Annotated in this window: 24 protein-coding genes and 1 tRNA gene; 6 read left to right on the top strand and 19 right to left on the bottom strand. The window is 34.2% G+C overall.

Annotated elements, in window-relative coordinates:
* Positions 1-34: 34 nt before the first annotated feature.
* From galU to BK577_RS09010, 5 genes are all read right to left on the bottom strand, one after another.
* Positions 35-916 (bottom strand): UTP--glucose-1-phosphate uridylyltransferase GalU, encoded by an 882-nt coding sequence (gene galU, locus BK577_RS09025; protein ID WP_078432582.1) that lies wholly within the window; start codon positions 914-916, stop codon positions 35-37.
* A gap of 16 nt (positions 917-932) precedes the next feature.
* Entirely contained in the window at positions 933-2,756 is a 1,824-nt protein-coding gene (locus BK577_RS09020; protein WP_078432581.1) for a polysaccharide biosynthesis protein, read from the bottom strand.
* A gap of 16 nt (positions 2,757-2,772) precedes the next feature.
* Positions 2,773-2,928 carry a hypothetical protein gene (locus BK577_RS25950; RefSeq protein ID WP_169908175.1) on the bottom strand — a complete coding sequence of 52 codons (156 nt, stop codon included), beginning with the start codon at positions 2,926-2,928 and terminating at the stop codon, positions 2,773-2,775.
* Positions 2,929-3,158: 230 nt separating this feature from the next.
* Complete coding sequence (locus BK577_RS09015; RefSeq protein WP_245823456.1) at positions 3,159-3,827, bottom strand: CpsD/CapB family tyrosine-protein kinase; 669 nt, start codon at positions 3,825-3,827, stop codon at positions 3,159-3,161.
* Entirely contained in the window at positions 3,817-4,557 is a 741-nt protein-coding gene (locus BK577_RS09010; RefSeq protein ID WP_078432580.1) for a YveK family protein, read from the bottom strand. Before BK577_RS09010 ends, BK577_RS09015 begins: the two co-directional genes overlap by 11 nt.
* Before the next feature lie 410 nt (positions 4,558-4,967).
* Between BK577_RS09010 and BK577_RS09005 the strand changes: the two genes are divergently transcribed.
* From BK577_RS09005 to BK577_RS08995, 3 genes are all read left to right on the top strand, one after another.
* Positions 4,968-5,351, top strand: a complete 384-nt coding sequence (locus tag BK577_RS09005; protein ID WP_078432579.1) for a helix-turn-helix domain-containing protein — start codon at positions 4,968-4,970, stop codon at positions 5,349-5,351.
* Positions 5,344-5,484 carry an anti-repressor SinI family protein gene (locus BK577_RS09000; RefSeq protein ID WP_078432578.1) on the top strand — a complete coding sequence of 47 codons (141 nt, stop codon included), beginning with the start codon at positions 5,344-5,346 and terminating at the stop codon, positions 5,482-5,484. Before BK577_RS09005 ends, BK577_RS09000 begins: the two co-directional genes overlap by 8 nt.
* Before the next feature lie 177 nt (positions 5,485-5,661).
* Entirely contained in the window at positions 5,662-5,976 is a 315-nt protein-coding gene (locus BK577_RS08995) for a DUF3889 domain-containing protein (RefSeq protein WP_139367288.1), read from the top strand.
* 48 nt (positions 5,977-6,024) lie between these two features.
* Here BK577_RS08995 and BK577_RS08990 read toward each other — a convergent pair whose 3' ends face one another.
* Genes BK577_RS08990 through comGA form a run of 9 tightly spaced genes read right to left on the bottom strand, consistent with a single transcriptional unit; the run spans position 6,025 to position 10,765 of the window.
* The gene (locus tag BK577_RS08990) at positions 6,025-6,219 is read right to left on the bottom strand and encodes a YqzE family protein (protein ID WP_026558772.1); all 195 of its coding nucleotides are present in this window, start codon (positions 6,217-6,219) and stop codon (positions 6,025-6,027) included.
* 35 nt (positions 6,220-6,254) lie between these two features.
* Positions 6,255-6,770 carry a shikimate kinase gene (locus BK577_RS08985; RefSeq protein WP_078432577.1) on the bottom strand — a complete coding sequence of 172 codons (516 nt, stop codon included), beginning with the start codon at positions 6,768-6,770 and terminating at the stop codon, positions 6,255-6,257.
* A gap of 41 nt (positions 6,771-6,811) precedes the next feature.
* Positions 6,812-7,192, bottom strand: a complete 381-nt coding sequence (gene comGG / locus BK577_RS08980) for a competence type IV pilus minor pilin ComGG (protein ID WP_078432576.1) — start codon at positions 7,190-7,192, stop codon at positions 6,812-6,814.
* Positions 7,189-7,725, bottom strand: coding sequence for a competence type IV pilus minor pilin ComGF (gene comGF, locus BK577_RS08975; RefSeq protein ID WP_078432575.1), 537 nt, complete (start codon positions 7,723-7,725; stop codon positions 7,189-7,191). The genes comGG and comGF overlap by 4 nt, the downstream gene beginning before the upstream one ends.
* On the bottom strand, positions 7,616-7,963 hold the full coding sequence (gene comGE / locus BK577_RS25945; protein WP_169908171.1) for a competence type IV pilus minor pilin ComGE: 348 nt from the start codon (positions 7,961-7,963) through the stop codon (positions 7,616-7,618). The genes comGF and comGE overlap by 110 nt, the downstream gene beginning before the upstream one ends.
* Positions 7,929-8,375: a competence type IV pilus minor pilin ComGD gene (comGD, locus tag BK577_RS08970; protein WP_169908169.1), complete on the bottom strand. Its 447-nt coding sequence runs from the start codon at positions 8,373-8,375 to the stop codon at positions 7,929-7,931. Before comGD ends, comGE begins: the two co-directional genes overlap by 35 nt.
* On the bottom strand, positions 8,365-8,667 hold the full coding sequence (comGC, locus tag BK577_RS08965; protein ID WP_026558767.1) for a competence type IV pilus major pilin ComGC: 303 nt from the start codon (positions 8,665-8,667) through the stop codon (positions 8,365-8,367). Before comGC ends, comGD begins: the two co-directional genes overlap by 11 nt.
* A 9-nt stretch (positions 8,668-8,676) precedes the next feature.
* On the bottom strand, positions 8,677-9,708 hold the full coding sequence (comGB, locus tag BK577_RS08960) for a competence type IV pilus assembly protein ComGB (RefSeq protein WP_169908167.1): 1,032 nt from the start codon (positions 9,706-9,708) through the stop codon (positions 8,677-8,679).
* Positions 9,698-10,765, bottom strand: a complete 1,068-nt coding sequence (gene comGA, locus BK577_RS08955; protein ID WP_078432572.1) for a competence type IV pilus ATPase ComGA — start codon at positions 10,763-10,765, stop codon at positions 9,698-9,700. Before comGA ends, comGB begins: the two co-directional genes overlap by 11 nt.
* Positions 10,766-10,975: 210 nt before the next feature.
* Between comGA and BK577_RS08950 the strand changes: the two genes are divergently transcribed.
* Positions 10,976-11,047 (top strand) — tRNA-Gln (locus BK577_RS08950).
* Between the two features lie 42 nt (positions 11,048-11,089).
* Here the strand turns inward: BK577_RS08950 and BK577_RS08945 are convergent.
* Entirely contained in the window at positions 11,090-11,470 is a 381-nt protein-coding gene (locus BK577_RS08945; protein ID WP_139367287.1) for a Spx/MgsR family RNA polymerase-binding regulatory protein, read from the bottom strand.
* Positions 11,471-11,819: 349 nt separating this feature from the next.
* Between BK577_RS08945 and BK577_RS08940 the strand changes: the two genes are divergently transcribed.
* Positions 11,820-12,068 (top strand): DUF2626 domain-containing protein, encoded by a 249-nt coding sequence (locus BK577_RS08940; RefSeq protein WP_026558763.1) that lies wholly within the window; start codon positions 11,820-11,822, stop codon positions 12,066-12,068.
* A gap of 45 nt (positions 12,069-12,113) precedes the next feature.
* Here the strand turns inward: BK577_RS08940 and BK577_RS08935 are convergent, their stop codons facing one another.
* Positions 12,114-12,746 carry an MBL fold metallo-hydrolase gene (locus tag BK577_RS08935; protein WP_078432570.1) on the bottom strand — a complete coding sequence of 211 codons (633 nt, stop codon included), beginning with the start codon at positions 12,744-12,746 and terminating at the stop codon, positions 12,114-12,116.
* Positions 12,747-13,009: 263 nt separating this feature from the next.
* On the opposite strand from BK577_RS08935, the gene BK577_RS08930 reads away from it, so the two are divergent.
* A complete protein-coding gene (locus BK577_RS08930; RefSeq protein ID WP_026558761.1) occupies positions 13,010-13,183 on the top strand; it encodes a DUF2759 domain-containing protein in 174 nt (57 codons plus the stop codon).
* Positions 13,184-13,235: 52 nt separating this feature from the next.
* Here the strand turns inward: BK577_RS08930 and BK577_RS08925 are convergent, their stop codons facing one another.
* The 3 genes from BK577_RS08925 to BK577_RS08915 form a co-directional block, all read right to left on the bottom strand.
* Positions 13,236-13,547 (bottom strand): MTH1187 family thiamine-binding protein, encoded by a 312-nt coding sequence (locus BK577_RS08925; protein WP_078432569.1) that lies wholly within the window; start codon positions 13,545-13,547, stop codon positions 13,236-13,238.
* Positions 13,548-13,567: 20 nt separating this feature from the next.
* Entirely contained in the window at positions 13,568-14,689 is a 1,122-nt protein-coding gene (locus BK577_RS08920; RefSeq protein WP_139367286.1) for a YqgU-like beta propeller domain-containing protein, read from the bottom strand.
* A gap of 248 nt (positions 14,690-14,937) precedes the next feature.
* Positions 14,938-15,864, bottom strand: coding sequence for a M14 family metallopeptidase (locus BK577_RS08915; protein ID WP_245823455.1), 927 nt, complete (start codon positions 15,862-15,864; stop codon positions 14,938-14,940).
* Positions 15,865-15,977 lie beyond the last annotated feature (113 nt).

Here is a 15,977-nt window from a genome sequence, read left to right as displayed (position 1 = left end):
TTGAACATAAAAAAAACACCCAATGGTAAAGGTGTTAAATTTCTGTTACTTCTTTTTCTATGACATTGCATAAAAAGTCTAATAAATCATGTTTGAGATCTTCACGCTGTAGAGCAAGTTCAATTGTTGTTTGGATGAAGCCCATTTTTTCTCCAACATCATAACGTTTGCCTTCAAAGTTATATGCATAAATTGCTTCGAACTGGTTTAGTGTTGCGATTGCATCTGTTAATTGAATTTCTCCACCAGAACCCGGCTGTTGTTTTTCTAACATTTCAAATATTTTAGGAGTAAGGATATAGCGGCCCATAATGGCTAAGTTTGAAGGTGCTTTCTCTTGTTTTGGTTTTTCCACTAGATTGCTAACATTATAAAATCTTTCCCCAATCTCCATTGCATCTACAATTCCATATCGCGATACTTCTTCATCTTTTACGTGTTGAACTCCAATGATCGATGCATTGTAGCGCTCATATTGTTCAATCATTTGCTTTAAGCATGGTTTTTCTGCTTTGACAATGTCGTCACCAAGAAGAACTGCAAATGGTTCATCGCCAATGAATTTCCGCGCACACCAAATAGCATGCCCCAATCCACGAGGTTCTTTTTGACGAATATAATGAATATCGACAAGTTGGGATGCTTTTTGAACTTCACTTAATAGCTCCATTTTCCCTTTTTCCAATAACGTGTGTTCTAGTTCAAAAGAGTGATCAAAATGATCTTCAATCGCCCGCTTTCCTTTTCCTGTTACAATGATAATATCTTCAATACCAGATTCAACCGCTTCTTCTATAATATATTGAATCGTTGGTTTATCGACAATTGGGAGCATTTCTTTTGGCATTGCTTTTGTTGCCGGTAAAAATCTTGTACCTAATCCTGCTGCTGGAATAATCGCCTTTCTAACCTTCAACCTTAACCCTCTCCTCTTAAACAGATACTAATTTCTTCTGATATTCTACTCGTTCATTTGCTAAATTTAAAAGTGTCTCTCTTAAATGCTCTCGATCCAACGTTTTAAAATTTTTGATAATATAATCAATTTCTTCTATATATAATTGCGACGTTTTACCAATATAAATTTTCGGATATATTTGCTCTTCGTGGACCTCATCCTTATTTAAAAGCTCTTCAAAAAGTTTTTCACCTGGTCTCATACCAGTAAACTCGATTCCGATCTCATCAATATTATTTCCTGTAAGCTTTATCAAGTTTTTGGCAAGATCTACAATTTTTACAGGTTCCCCCATATCAAGAACGAAAATTTCGCCACCTCTTGCTAGTGCTCCGGCCTGAATCACTAATCTTGATGCTTCGGGAATCGTCATAAAGTAACGGACCATATCAGGGTGTGTCACTGTAACAGGACCACCACTTTGAATTTGCTTTTTAAAAAGTGGTATAACACTACCTCTACTTCCTAACACATTCCCAAATCGAACAGCAACAAATCTTGTTGAACTAATTTGGTCAAAGTGTTGAATCAGCATCTCAGCTAATCTCTTGGTTGAGCCCATGACACTCGTTGGATTAACTGCTTTATCTGTCGAGATCATGACAAAGGTTTCAACATTATGAACACTTGCTGCTTGTGCAACATTCTTAGTTCCGATAATGTTATTTTTCACTGCTTCCTCTGGACTTCGTTCCATCAGAGGCACATGTTTATGTGCTGCTGCATGATAAACCACATGTGGTTGATAAATATCCATTACCTTTAAGAGCTTATCAAAATCTTGAAGGTCAGCAATTTCAGTTATGAATTCGATCCCATTATTTTTAAACGCTTCTTTTAATTCCATTTCAATTGTATAAATACTATTCTCTCCATGTCCAAGTAAAACCAATGCTTTAGGATGAAACTTTGAAATTTGGCGGCATATTTCCGAGCCAATAGAACCTCCTGCACCAGTTACAAGTACTACCTTATTTGACACATAATCACTGATACTATTAATATCAAGTTCGATTGTGTCACGTCCAAGCAGATCTTCTACTTGAACATCACGGAATTGGTTGACAGAAACCTTACCTGTCATTAAATCCTCAAGCATTGGAATCATTTGTGTTTTTGCATTTGTTTTGGCACATTCTCTAAAAATATGGTTGAGTTGCTTCTTATTTAATGATGGAATACAAATAACAATGTTTGCAATATTTAGTTCTTGTGTAATTCTCTCAATTTCTTTTACACCACCAGCTACAGGGATGCCTAAAATATCCAGTTTTTGTTTATGTACATTGTCATCAACAAATGCTACTGGTACAAGCTCTGCATCACGATTATGCAGAAGCTGCCTTGCGACCATTGTTCCAGCTGATCCGGCTCCAATTATTAGTGTCCGTTTTTTATTAATTGGATGTTTCAGGTAGGTATCTCGATAAATTCTCCAGAAAAATCTTGAACCACCGATTAATAGAAGATGAATCATCCATGTTATGGCTAAGATCCGAAAATCAATTTGTTTTTGTACAATTTGTTGCACAACCGCTGTTACGACAATAGTATAAGTTATAACTTTAAATATAATGATTAGTTCGCCAATACTGGCATATTCCCAGGCCTTTTTATAAAGCTTAAATAAAAATGAAAATAGATGATGACTTATTAATAAAGTTATAGAAATAACAAAAATAGAAAGAGTTAATGCCTGTAAACTTGGGTTAATTAGTGCATTGCTGAAATAGATGGTGGATAAAACAATTAGTGAATCTAAGCCAATAAGCAACCATATGCGACTTCGATAAGACAAGGTCTCACCTCCTTATTTAGTTTTCTGTTGTTTTCTTTAACATGACAGTTCTTTTTTCCATTGCGTGGTCAAGCTCCTTTTTAAATTGCTCCAGCTGTTCTAAAGATGCCTCCTGTTTTATGTATCGCACGAGCTTCTTCATCACCTTAGGAAAGCGATCAAATTCTTTCATAGGTTCAGCTCCTTTATTAAAATAATCACTTATAAGTCTCGATCAGTTAAGATTTATAAGTGATTATTTTAATTAATAGGGCATCTAACCCTTCCTCACACCATGCTAATGACGACTCGCGTCTAAGGTTAGTTTCAACCCACAGCATGGCCGAGTGCCTCCATTGATAAAGGCAAGGAGACATCGCCTAACAAACTATTATTCTTTATAACGAACATCAAAAGCCCAAATTATGATTTTTCATTCAATATAACTCCCAATACCTTTGCCCTGACAAGCTTTAATAACCGATTAGCTTCAACTATTTTTTCTCTATCAGTCTTTCCACCCTTTACGACCATCACAACACCGTCACATAGTCCTGCTAAAAGTTTTGTATCCGTGGTTTCTAATACTGGTGGACTATCAAAAATAACTGTATCATATTCCTCTTTTATATCCTTAAGTAAATACTTCATTGCATCTGATCCAATAATTTCAGTAGGGTTTGAGGGAATAATACCACTTGTTAACAAATCCAGCTTACCAATTTGAGTTTGAAAAATGGCTTCCTCTAGACCCACTCTTCCAATCAATACATCGGTTAGACCATGATAATCTTTTAGGTTAAAAGATATATGTAATTTAGGTTTCCGAAGGTTTGCATCTATTAAAAGGACCCTTTCACCTTGTTGAGATATTGAAATGGCTAAATTGATGGCAGCTGTCGTTTTCCCTTCTGAAGAAGAAGGAGAAGTAATGATCAATGTTTTATATTTCTCATCAATAGACGAGAATTGTATATTCGTTCTTATTGTTCTATACTGTTCTGCAATTTCTGAACCAGGATTTGTGTATGTAACAAAATGGCGCTTAGTCATCTCTTTAAGTGCCTTTTTCTTATTCAGTTTAAGAACCAAGTGTCTCACTCCTCTGTTCAAAACTTGTTTTCTTGCCTTTTTTCTTTTGCATGTTATTCTTTTTCATTTTATCTATGGATCCAAGAACAGGGATACCGAGTAATTCTTCCACTTCATGTTCTTTTCTAATGCTGTTATTCAAAGAATCCAGTAAAAATGCTAGCCCAATTCCAATGACTATACCACCTATAGCTGCGATAATAATGGTTCTATTTTGATTTTCATTTATCGGGAATGGAATTTCTTTTGCTTCAGACAGTAATCTAACATCCTTAAAATCCATTATTGCTGGGATCTCATCTTTATATGTTTCAGCAACAGTATTTGCTATCGTAGCAGCTTGCTTTGGATTAGAGTCAACAACACTGATGGTTACAACTTGAGAATTTTCTATACTTCCAACACTAATTTTTCCACTAAGTGACTCTGCAGAATAAGGGAGATCTAGTTTCTGCACAACTTTTTCTAGTACAGTGGAATCCTGAATGATGACTTTTAATGTTGTTATCATATTACTATCTGCGCCAATAATAATCCTTGATGTTGATTGATACAAAGGACTGTAAGTTGACATAGAGTAAAAGGCACCCGCTGAAGTTGAAAGGATCGTAATAAGGAGAATGATCCAAACGTACCTTTTTATAATCATGAACACTTCTTTCAAATCAATTTCTTTGGACTGCTTAAATTCATTTAAACGTCTATCTTCAAGCTTTTGAAAGCTAGACATACACCCGCCACCTACTTTTCTTAATTAAGAACACACATTTAAATAATCATGAGATCATGTTCTCTAAAACTAGGATAGTTCACTATAAAGAACAAGTCAATCCTTTTTAGTGAATTTTGTGTTTTTTCATGTTGTTTTTAGTTCAAGTCTTATTCTTTTACATGTTAAGTCAATAAATTAACTCTATACATAAAATAAAGAATATTACATTCTTTACAAATATATGATAAATTACCTAAATAAAAAAACTCTTAAATTTGTCATTTTTTCGTTAAAAAGAACACTTATTGCACTTTTTCTTTAAATACCTCTTATTTCCACATCTTTACGTTATTTTATTAAGAACAAAATGTTTCATATAATGAACTTTGTGAAGAAAATTTTTGTTATATAGACAAGGAGACCAAAGCATGGTTGGAGAACGATTAAGGGAGTTGAGGCAAGAGAAGGGTTATTCTATTAGTGAGTTAGCCGAGCTGGCAGGTGTATCAAAATCTTATTTAAGTTATATTGAACGAGATGTACAAAAAAATCCCTCGCTTCAGTTTTTAAAAAAGATTGCTTTAACTCTGGAAATAGAGGTAGAAGATTTATTAGGATCATCGCCTACTGCTGCTGATCACTCAAATGAGTTTATTTTTGATGAAGAGTGGAGTAAGTTGTTACATAAAGCTATTGAAGAAGGCATGAGCAAGAATGATTTTAGAGAATTTCGGGATTACCTGAAATTTCAAAAGTGGAAAAGTACAAAAAATCAAAACATCCTAATTCAGGAGGACAAGCCGAATGACTGAAATTTCAAAGCATTTTATCGATAATCAAATTGATATGGAATGGTTGGAATTGATACAAGAAGCGAAAAAGATCGGATTATCATTTGATCAAATTCAAGCATTTCTTCAACAAGGTGGAACTTCTGAAAATTAAAAGGGCGTCTTCTTGACGACCTTTTTATTTTGCCTATTATTTAATGATCATGGATATTTAATCCCCTCCACCAGCATTTCTAATTCCGATATCCCCCTCACCACTATCACATCCAACAACAAATGTATGAATTTTTTTCCATTGGTTAAAAATACATATTAAGGATGGTGTTCATACGTGAAAAAATGGATGATTTTGCTTACTGTTTTATTCGGATTAACAGCCGTGCAGGTTTCATTTACTCCGGAGATACATGCAGTTTCTCAAAAAACATGGGAAGATGTGGCGGTAAAAGAGACGAAAAAACGGTATCCGTTATCACAGGTATTGTTTTCGCAGAAGATTTGGGATAAAAAGAAAAAGGATATTACGGTTAAACAATACCGATTTACATTACGCGAGGGTATGCAGGACTTTGCCGTATATACGACAATTACATTTGATTCAGAGACAGGTGAAATTAAAAAAGTTCAAGTTATTCCCGAAGCATAAAAAAGCTGACAAAATTTATTGTCAGCTTTTTTGTTAATCCGTTTTAAATTAGTGATTCTTCTTTTTATTCATTAGAAGTTTAAGGGCGAATGGTAACACACCGAACCATCGGTTACTATAATACGACGTTGATAAATCCTGATGTTTTCGTTCTTCTTTTTGCAGTTTTCGCGTTTCCTTTGGGGTATCCATATATTTTACCAGTTGCTGTGTTACATATTTTACATAGTCGTTTGTAGACAAGGTAAAAACACCTCATTATATTTTGGTTTCTACCTCTATCTATTTCCAATTTCGCTTTCTTTTAGTCGTTCTTTGATTTCTTTCACAATCTCTTCAATATTTTTATGATCGGTCTCAATTAGTAGTGAACAGTCGTTGTAGAAGCTTTCACGAGACTTATAAAGTTGATATAGCTCGTCTTTCGATTTTTTGCTTGCTAATGGACGGGTCTGATCTGAGTGTACTCGATCATAAATAGTATTAAGATCAGCGTGTAACATGACGATGTGACCATGTTCTTTCATCCAGGCTCTATTTTCTTCTTTTATTACGATGCCTCCGCCTGTTGTAATAATGATATTATCAGTTGGCAACTCTTTTAGCATTTTCGTTTCTTCACATCGAAAATAATGTTCACCTTGTTGTTCAAAAATATCTTTAATACTTTTGTTTAATTTCTTAATGATCTCTTGGTCTGTATCCAGGACTGGAAGATTCATTTCAGCTGCCAGTTTTTCTCCAACAGTTGTCTTTCCCGCTCCCATAAAACCTGTTAAATAAATTGCTTTCAACACTTGGTCCTCCATGTTTTCTTTCTACAATACCATATTTCTTAATATTCAGACCAGAATATTATTTCATTTTTTGATTTATCGAATTTATATGATGCTGTGTATTCTTTCGTTTCTTTCGTGCTGCATGTTAATTGAACTTCATATATCACTTCATCACTTGTTGTCACCGTATAAGAAAAATATCCATTACTTGAATGATAAATATCACTATTATGATCAACAGTATTCCCACTCTTTAATTCCTGTAATGATTTCTTCACGGCAACATTCATTAAATTTTCTAAGATATAATATTGCTTTGTTTCTTCATAAAACGTCTTTTCACTGATTAAGATTGTTGAAATATGTGCTACGATGAGTAAACAAAATAATGCAATGACCATAACGCTTGGAAGGATAAATCCTTTTTGATTTCTCATATTTCGACTAATTCCTTATAAGAGCGGAAAATATGTGTATAACTTTTTCCTGCTTCACTAACAACGGCTAACTCAAATCCTGATTCATTTTGTCTAAATGTAGCAGTTTTAACTTTTAATAACATAATTTCATGACCTAAGCCCCCTACCTGTCTTCTAATTAGATTTTTGTATTTATTTATACTAATCTGTTGACCATGTTTATTCTTAAAGGTAATGTTAGTTTCATTAACTACAACATCGCTTGATTCTTTGATTTCTTTATGAAGCTGAATAACAAACAATTCCCATTCAAATGGTTTCAAGTCCTTAGGATGCTGAGATTGAGAAACTAGAAAATGAAAGACGATAGTGACGGTGGATATGATAAAGATGTATATAAAAAACGTAAGTAACAAATTCAATATCGTATACCCCCGTTCATTATGAAACAAGCAGGCAAACTGACTTTGTTTTATTATAGTAGTTTTCCCATTCCAAACAGGCCTTTTGATCAGACATGTCCTCCTTCCATGTGAGGTGATAAGCCACATTGTCCTTCATAATCGTCTCATTTATTTTTTCATTATACTGAAAGGATACACCTTGGACCTTTTCATGTAATAATTTTATGGCTGTTAAAGACTGCCTATTATTAGCTCTTTCTTGTGTAAGTAAAACAAGATGAGGGATGAAAACCGTTATGATTAGTAGCCAAATGCTAAATGCTGTCATGGTTTCTGCTAGTGAAAAACCTCTACAATTTTTGAATATCGAAACGTCCCTTTCCAAGATAATAAACCACCTTGTACGTTTGGTTTTTATATGTAATATGAATTGTCCCCCCTTTGCGGATTGATCCGTTACCATTAAAGACGACTCGATTTGAAAAGTTAGTAGCTTGTATCGTTATTTCGTTATTGTATTCTCTCTGGAGCAGTGGCAAAGTTATCCTATTTTCTCCGACGGTGTATCTATATTCGGTTGGTACAAAAAGGATGGTTGTTGCTTGTTTATTTACTATCGCGTATTGTTGAGCATACATCATATCTTTTTCAAATTGATGTAAGAATGTATCAATTACTTTTTGATTGTATATCGGTACAATATTGATGATTAAAACAAGGCTCATTATACTGACAATAAATAATACTAAAATCGATTCAATTAAGGTAAAACCATTTTTTTCATACTCATGACCCAACCTCGGAAACCTCACCAGTTGAAGAGATGACAACGTCGTTTCCATTTGGACAAACCGGGAGTTCGCGGAGATAGCCATTATCTTTTAAATCTTGCATTGTGGGAATTTCCTGATTATCAATGTGATAGGAGGTAGCTTGTGCTTGGACCATATTAATCAGCCCTTCACATCCCTTCTTTTGAATACCTTGATTATGTTTCGTCACATTGGGAATCGTAATAAGCAGTAAAACAGAGATCACGAGCAAAACGATCAGCATTTCAATTAATGTAAATCCTTTTTCCTTTTTCATTAGATCCTCCTATAAACTTTCCATCATTTTATACATTGGCAGTAGCATCGATAAGTACACGAACAAGATGATTACTCCGACAAATCCGTAAATAACCGGTTGGATAATGGTCATCATTTTAAGGGTTGATTGCTCAAGTTTTTCGATAATGAGTTGGCTGTAAGTATAAAGCTCTCTTGAAAGCTGACCATTTGCTTGTCCATGTAAAATCACTAATGGCAGCTCTTTCTCATAAAAACCTCGATTCTCAATAATTGTGTGTAATTGTTCTCCAGCACTTAACCGATTGATTAAGTAAGACCCCTCCACTTGAAAGAAAGGTAAAATATCTTGATTTTGAAATACTTTCAAACTCTCAAAAGTTGACATTCCTCCTTTTAACAAATTACTAAGCTGTAAAGAAAAAAAATAACTATTGAAAATAGTAAAAAACCTTTTTATTATTGGAATTCTTATGACTAGCAGCATTCGCTCCTCAACTGGCATTTTTCGAAAGAAATAATAGTAATAGCTAAGTAAACAAACGAATAAACCTGCCGCAAAAAAGCTACACCATTTCAGAGCTGTAAAGGATACAATGAGGAAAAGGGAGAAAAAGCTTGCTTCAATATTCATTGACTGATACAGCTGTTCAAATTGGGGACTTATAATAAAGTGAACGATGGACAAGATTATGCCAACAGTGATTATTAGAAATATCGGGTATCGTAATAGCTTTGCTAGCTTTTCCATTTGGGTAATCTTTTTTTGCAAGATATCACTGCATTCCCGTAAGGAAAATTCCAAATCACCATGTTGCTCCGCAAAATAAAGATAGCTGATCACATCACGATGGAAATGAAGTTGACTTAATGCTAAACGAAGAGAAACACCAGATGAAAGCTTTTTTAAACATTGAAGTAAATCGACTTTCTTAAAACCATGTTCATTTAGAGAGATAAAGTTTAATGCTTCATTTAATGTATAACCTTTGTCTAATAAATCACTTAATCTTTTTAAAATCATTGTTTGATCATGTAATGTCCATTTTTTATTCATCATGATGAAATACCCATCGATCATACGAATTCGGATATAGATACCCTAGTGCTATTCCCTTCTTAATTACATCCTTAAGTGTTGGATAATGGTATTGGCTTACTTCTCCCTGTGCCTCCTTTATAACAGCAGAAAGGTTTCTTCCATATAGTAATTCATAAATACTTAATCGCCTTTTTTGTCTAAGTTTTTTACAGAAGGGAGAACAATGACCCTCGCAAAACGGGCATTTTAATTGAACTAATCTTTGTGCTGACACAGCTATTAATGTTTGTTCGATTTCTGAAATGGTCACATCAAATTCCAACAGCCGGTATATAGCTCCTTTCGCATCTCTGGTGTGCATTGTCGAGAGTACCAAATGTCCCGTTAGGCTCGCCCTAATTGCAATTTGTGCTGTCTCTCGATCCCTTATTTCTCCAACCATAATAATGTCGGGATCATGTCTTAATATTGCTTTTAATCCAGCTGCATAAGTAATTCCTGCTTTTTCGTTAACTTGAACTTGCAGTACCTCCTCACTTTTTGTTTCAACGGGATCTTCAAGGGTGATAATATTACGGTTAAAATGTCGCTTGGCATAGTGGATGAGTGAATACAATGTTGTCGTTTTGCCTGAACCGGTCGGACCTGTGAAAATCATTAATCCATGTGAGTGATTTAAGATAGATAATAGTTTTTTTGTTGTGGAAGGAAACAAAGATAAGTGAGTAATTGGCGGAATTTTTTCTTGAGGCAGAATCCGTATTACAAGACTTTCTTCATAAATTGTAGGTAGTGTTGAAAGTCTTAGATGAACATTGATATTCGTTGTTGAAAGTGATAAGGCTCCATTTTGCGGTCTTCTTCTCTCCCCAATATCCATTGAAGCAAGAAATTTCAAATGCGAGATCATACGATCACAAATTTGTTTTTTCATTGAGTGTTTTTCAATTAAATCATCGTCAACCCGGAACTGAATGAGGGTTTCATGTTCCCTTGGTATGATATGTATATCTGAGGCTCGTAATGCACAGGCTTCCTCTATAATACGCTCACTAATTTGTTCGATGGATTGCAACTTATTTTCTCCTTTCCTTAAGCTAAAATCATTGTACAAAACTTTCAAGTAAACTGCACATGAGCAAAATCTCGTTTTAGTTTAAATACGCCTATTTAATTTTTATATTTAATAGAGTGAAAACCTGCTTTTTCTATCTCTTTTTGAATAGAAAATGGAAAATTACACATAATATATTTGTACATATGAACAAGCTATAAAAAAAATCATTGGGCTATAGCCAAGCGGTAAGGCAACGGACTTTGACTCCGTCATGCGTTGGTTCAAATCCAGCTAGCCCAGCTTATGAAAAAGACGTCCACTTAAACAAGCAGACGTCTTTTTCTATGATACTGACCGTTGTACCTCCTTCTTTTTCACAACCTTACTTAGTTCATGAAGGTTATATCCAACAATTAATTGCTGACCGTCAGTAATAATAGGGCGGCGAAGCAACTTAGGGTCCTGATTTATAAGTTTGAGTAACTCAGATAGTGACAGTTCATTAACATCAAATTCTAGATCTTTGTATGTTTGGCTTCTTGTTGCTAAGATTTCATCTATACCATCTGTTGTAAGCCTTAGCAAATCTTTTAGTTCATCAATTGTCGGCGGATCACGGAAAAGATGTCGTTCTTGAAAGTCAACATTTTGTGTTTTTAACAAGTGTTTTGCTTTTCTGCATGATGTACAACTTGGGTAGCTGTAAAATGTTAGATGTTTCACAATACATCCTCCTCGGGTATTTATTAATGATTTACTATTAGTCTCAGATCGTCGTCGCCTTAATTGTACAATATTTGTATAACTTATGTATAGTTATTTACTTCATTTTTTACCAAACAATCTTACACATCTATATTTTCTTTTTAGATTGTGAATACTACGTTGTAAACGCTATTTACAATTATATAAAGGGTACATTATAATGATTAGAGTGGTGGACTTGTATGTCATACTAATATTTGTCAAAAGCTAACATATGAAGATGATTTTTTATGCACTTTTAGGATCAGATTTTTGTCGTTATGACTCATTTTCAAGCCGAGGCAAAGTCAACAAAGGAGGGATACATATGGATCGTATGTTCCGGGTATTAGGTTTCTGGACAGGAATCTTCGCTGTTATGTTTTATCTTGGTGACATGAAGACTACTTCCTTACTCTTTTTCGGACAAACCGGATTTTTTGTCTTCTTATCTTACTTAAAATTATCCGAGCGTATGTACATTTACATTTTTGGTGCTTACCTCACGATCTTCTTTGTCGGATTTACGTACTGGACAACATTTATGATGATTCCAGGACAAAATATGGGACATTAATTTCATCAAAAAACAGGCAGCGAATTGGCTGCCTGTTTTTTGATATTAAAATCCGTTTAAGAAAGGATTGGTTTCCATTTCCTGTTCAATACTTGTATCAGGTCCGTGTCCTGATAATACAATTGTTTCTTCAGGTAAGATAAGAAGTTTATTATGAATACTCTTTATTAATTGTTCATGATTTCCACCTGGTAAATCAGTTCGTCCAATACTGCCTGCAAAAAGTGCATCCCCTGAGAACACAACATCAGCTTCTTTCGCATAATAGGAAACACTCCCTGGTGAATGTCCAGGTGTTTCATATACTTCGAGAACAAAGCTGCCTATTTCTAATCGGCCTTCCCCTTTTATTAATTCATCAGGGTCTGACACTGACACTGCTCCGGCCATGAATAATTGTGATCCGTTTTTCGAAGGATCAGAGAGCCAGTCTTTTTCATTTTTATGTACATAAACCGGAATATTCCATTGCTTTCGAACATCATCTACAGCACCTATATGATCAAAATGAGCATGAGTAAGAAGAATGGCAATTGGTTTCAATTGTTGTTGTTGAAGAATACTAATTAATTTATTTCCATCCCCGCCCGGATCAATAACTAAGCATTCCTTTTGTTCATTTGAGTAAAGATAACAATTCGTTTGTAACGGTCCTAACGGAAGTTGTCTCCATTTCATTGTATATTCCTCCAATTTTCACAGTTAATTTTATTGTACACTATTCTATCAAATGTTGATAATCAGACAAATGCTTAAGTTTAGCTAAGACTGGTTATGCTAATAAGACAATGGATTGTATTTGACAGATATGGAAAATAAGCTCGACAAACGCTATGAAACCGATTAAAATATTAGAAGGACTTGTTATTTTGTATATTTAAGTTTATGAAAAATCAAACATGATTTTACGAAAATGATCTACATAGTAAGGGGGCTTTTTAATGGGCTTAGTTATTATCTTCGCACTTGTAACCATTCTTGCGATCTTCGGATTTATTCGTTCACTAAAAGACAAGAACCTACTTGGTGCATTCTTTGCATTTGGTACATTAGCTGTATTCGGATGGTTTGCTGTCATGACATTTATCCATCACGGCTTTCCGACTGCGCATTAACAAGAAATGCAAACCCCTTAGCTGCGGCTAAGGGGTTTTTTACTTTCACTCATTATAGTAAATGTTTTTCAACACTTTCCAATTTGCCTTCCATCGTTGTTTTTTTATCTCTACGATCATCAATTCTAATATTTGTTGCAACCCTTTGAATTCCTTTTTGAAATGGTGCCTCATGAATGGCTGATATTACTTGAAAAAGAGTAGGAAGTTCTCCCTCAATAATGGTATTCATTGGTGTTAATTTATATTTAATTTTTCCTTCGTCTTCAAATTTCTTTAAAATGTGTTGAATATCAGCAACATATTCACTAACGCTTGGTGTAGTGGTACCTACAGGAATTACGGTTACATCTACTATTGCCATAAAAATTCGTCCTTTCAATCTCAGTTTAGGGAAATGAGTTCTTCTACCGACTGATTATTTAGATCTAAAATCTTTTCAAATCTTGGTCCATAAAGAGCAAATTCTCCATTAGGTGAAAGTTTAATTTGGAAATTCTCGATGCTTTCGAAAATGACCTTCTTCTCAGTTGTATCTGGTGAGAATGAAACAAGATTAAAATCATTTTTTTCTTCATTTACTTCAAAAATGTAAAATAAGTTTTCTTCCTTGTCCAAATCATGATACGGAATAGACCAATCAGAATAAAGAGCAACCAATCTTGTAGACATCTCTGCTAATTTCTCCTGACTATCACTATCATAAAAACGGACAACGGCTGTCCCATTTTCATCAATTAATTCAATTGTCGTTATGAGATTTGGAAAATTTGTATTCGATACAACTTGTTCAGATAATAATATCTCTGTATGGTCTTCTAGATTATACATATACAATGGTGCAGTCAAAGAAGGTTCTTCCTGATCCCATTTTATATAGGAGACCTGATTATTGTTAATCCATTGGATAAAAGGAATGTCTACAGGATTTTCCATGATCTGATTATTATGTATATCAATGATTTTTGTTGAATATGACCAGTCCTCATTAAAGCTTGTGACAAAAAGCTGATCAGGATTAACTTGATTCCATGTAAATGAAAGTTCATAAGATTCAATCTCTGTTTGATACTGGATATCACCCTCACGATTAAGAAAAAGCAATTCCGCCTCATAGCTAGATGGACTTGTTTGGACAAAGAACAAACTATTATCCTCGTTTGCCTTCATTTGAACAATTGGATCTTCAGATTTGTAAAATAATTTAGTATCTCCTGTATATAAGTTGTATGTATGAACTTCAGAACCTTCAGCATTATTTACAATATATAGAACTGTTTCATCATCCAGCCAATCAGCAACAGAATGAAATAATTCCTCTTTAATGTCCAATTGCAGATTCATTTTCTTTTCTTCAGGTTGGTTTTCCGGTTCTTTTTCTTCTTGAATGATTCTCTCTCTGCTAGGTTGTTGTTCTTGGTTATTCTCCTGTTGATGAGATGGAATACATCCTGATAAAAAAAGCTGGATTAACAACATGATGGAAAATAACTTTGTTAATCTCATCAACATTTTCTCACCTTGCTCTCCTAAAAATCAATTATAATTCTTGTCCTACTAAACTATACGTTTTAATATGGAAGATGTTTCATTTTTTCTCCATTCATTCACAAAAAAAAGTGGTGAGCACACCTCATTTAAAGTAACATACTTTTCATTTAAAAAGCTATGTCAATCCTCGTAATTTCATCTTAAATTTTATATTTTTTTTGAAAGAAGAGTGGTAAAGTTGATACAAATACCACTCTAAGACTTCACATATAAAGTGCTGAATAAAAGATCCCTTTACTTTTTTTATAGATTTCATCAAACTGATCAAAAGGAAGAGGGTTTACGCCATTTCCTAGTTCAATTGTAAAACCTGGCTTTCTCCATTTATTCACATACCAATCTCTAAATCCTGCATGACTGTCAATATCTCGCACAGCTTTATATCCACTAAGCTTTTCGAATTCTTTTACAATGTGTTCAGCTTCCTCTGGTTCCTTACGTAAATATCCCCAGTAAATTTCTTCCCCTTGTGTGTGAAATGCCAGGACGCGATCAAAATTGGCTTTTTCTACTAATTCTGCAAGAGCAATTGCTTCTGGCTCTGTAAGAGGAGCATCTCCTGGATAGTCCCGTGGAGCAGGAGCTTTTGGTATTTTCCTCTGTTTCTCGATCTCCCAATTAACCGGGTATTGATTATTTAAATCTATACCTCTAATATTGGCTTTCCATTGTGAAAAATCAATACTTAAGTTATTCATCTGCAAAAGAGCAGCTTCATACTCAGTTATATCAGGAATCCCATTTAAAACAAGATCAACTCCATCAGGATTTACCATTGGAACAAATGATAGTGACGTATTTTTATAAAGATCGATCATACCCTGTTCTTTATCGGATGAGTTTTTACTTACTAATTCAAGATACTCATGTAACCAATGCATCATAATACTTGTCGTAATCCACTCATTAGCATGAAAGGATCCATTCATATGAATTTTCTTAGGTCCATTTCCGACCATGACCTCCATAATTGGTTTACCTAAAACACTATAACCAATTATATTTCGTTTAATAAAAGGATACATATTTTCTAGTTTAACAAGATCATCATACAGTTCATCAGAACTATAGGGCTTTTTTGTATAAAGAAGGTTCCCATCATTGACTTCTGTATTTTTTTGAATGGTCATCATCAAACCTCCAATACCTAATTACTTACTATAGCCTATGATTGATTTGACCAATTGTTGTTTTAATTATCTAATTAAATATAAAAGGACTGACTTTGAATAAGTCAGTCCTA

This window comes from Metabacillus halosaccharovorans (assembly GCF_002019635.1).
In the GTDB taxonomy this organism is placed as follows: domain Bacteria; phylum Bacillota; class Bacilli; order Bacillales; family Bacillaceae; genus Metabacillus; species Metabacillus halosaccharovorans.
This window is presented reverse-complemented; position numbering and strand designations above follow the sequence as displayed.

Excerpts from the sequence above, each read along its gene's own strand:
- BK577_RS09005 (WP_078432579.1), top strand. The coding sequence starts at position 4,968 with ATGGTTGGAGAACGATTAAGGGAGTTGAGGCAAGAGAAGGGTTATTCT.
- BK577_RS08935 (WP_078432570.1), bottom strand. The coding sequence starts at position 12,746 with ATGAAATGGAGACAACTTCCGTTAGGACCGTTACAAACGAATTGTTAT.
- BK577_RS08915 (WP_245823455.1), bottom strand. The coding sequence starts at position 15,864 with ATGACCATTCAAAAAAATACAGAAGTCAATGATGGGAACCTTCTTTAT.
- comGF (WP_078432575.1), bottom strand. The coding sequence starts at position 7,725 with ATGTGGCTTATCACCTCACATGGAAGGAGGACATGTCTGATCAAAAGG.
- BK577_RS08925 (WP_078432569.1), bottom strand. The coding sequence starts at position 13,547 with ATGGCAATAGTAGATGTAACCGTAATTCCTGTAGGTACCACTACACCA.
- BK577_RS09000 (WP_078432578.1), top strand. The coding sequence starts at position 5,344 with ATGACTGAAATTTCAAAGCATTTTATCGATAATCAAATTGATATGGAA.
- BK577_RS25950 (WP_169908175.1), bottom strand. The coding sequence starts at position 2,928 with ATGAAAGAATTTGATCGCTTTCCTAAGGTGATGAAGAAGCTCGTGCGA.
- comGG (WP_078432576.1), bottom strand. The coding sequence starts at position 7,192 with ATGAGAAATCAAAAAGGATTTATCCTTCCAAGCGTTATGGTCATTGCA.
- comGC (WP_026558767.1), bottom strand. The coding sequence starts at position 8,667 with ATGAAAAAGGAAAAAGGATTTACATTAATTGAAATGCTGATCGTTTTG.
- BK577_RS08940 (WP_026558763.1), top strand. The coding sequence starts at position 11,820 with ATGGATCGTATGTTCCGGGTATTAGGTTTCTGGACAGGAATCTTCGCT.
- comGB (WP_169908167.1), bottom strand. The coding sequence starts at position 9,708 with ATGATGAATAAAAAATGGACATTACATGATCAAACAATGATTTTAAAA.
- BK577_RS09010 (WP_078432580.1), bottom strand. The coding sequence starts at position 4,557 with ATGTCTAGCTTTCAAAAGCTTGAAGATAGACGTTTAAATGAATTTAAG.
- BK577_RS08920 (WP_139367286.1), bottom strand. The coding sequence starts at position 14,689 with ATGAGATTAACAAAGTTATTTTCCATCATGTTGTTAATCCAGCTTTTT.
- BK577_RS08930 (WP_026558761.1), top strand. The coding sequence starts at position 13,010 with ATGGGCTTAGTTATTATCTTCGCACTTGTAACCATTCTTGCGATCTTC.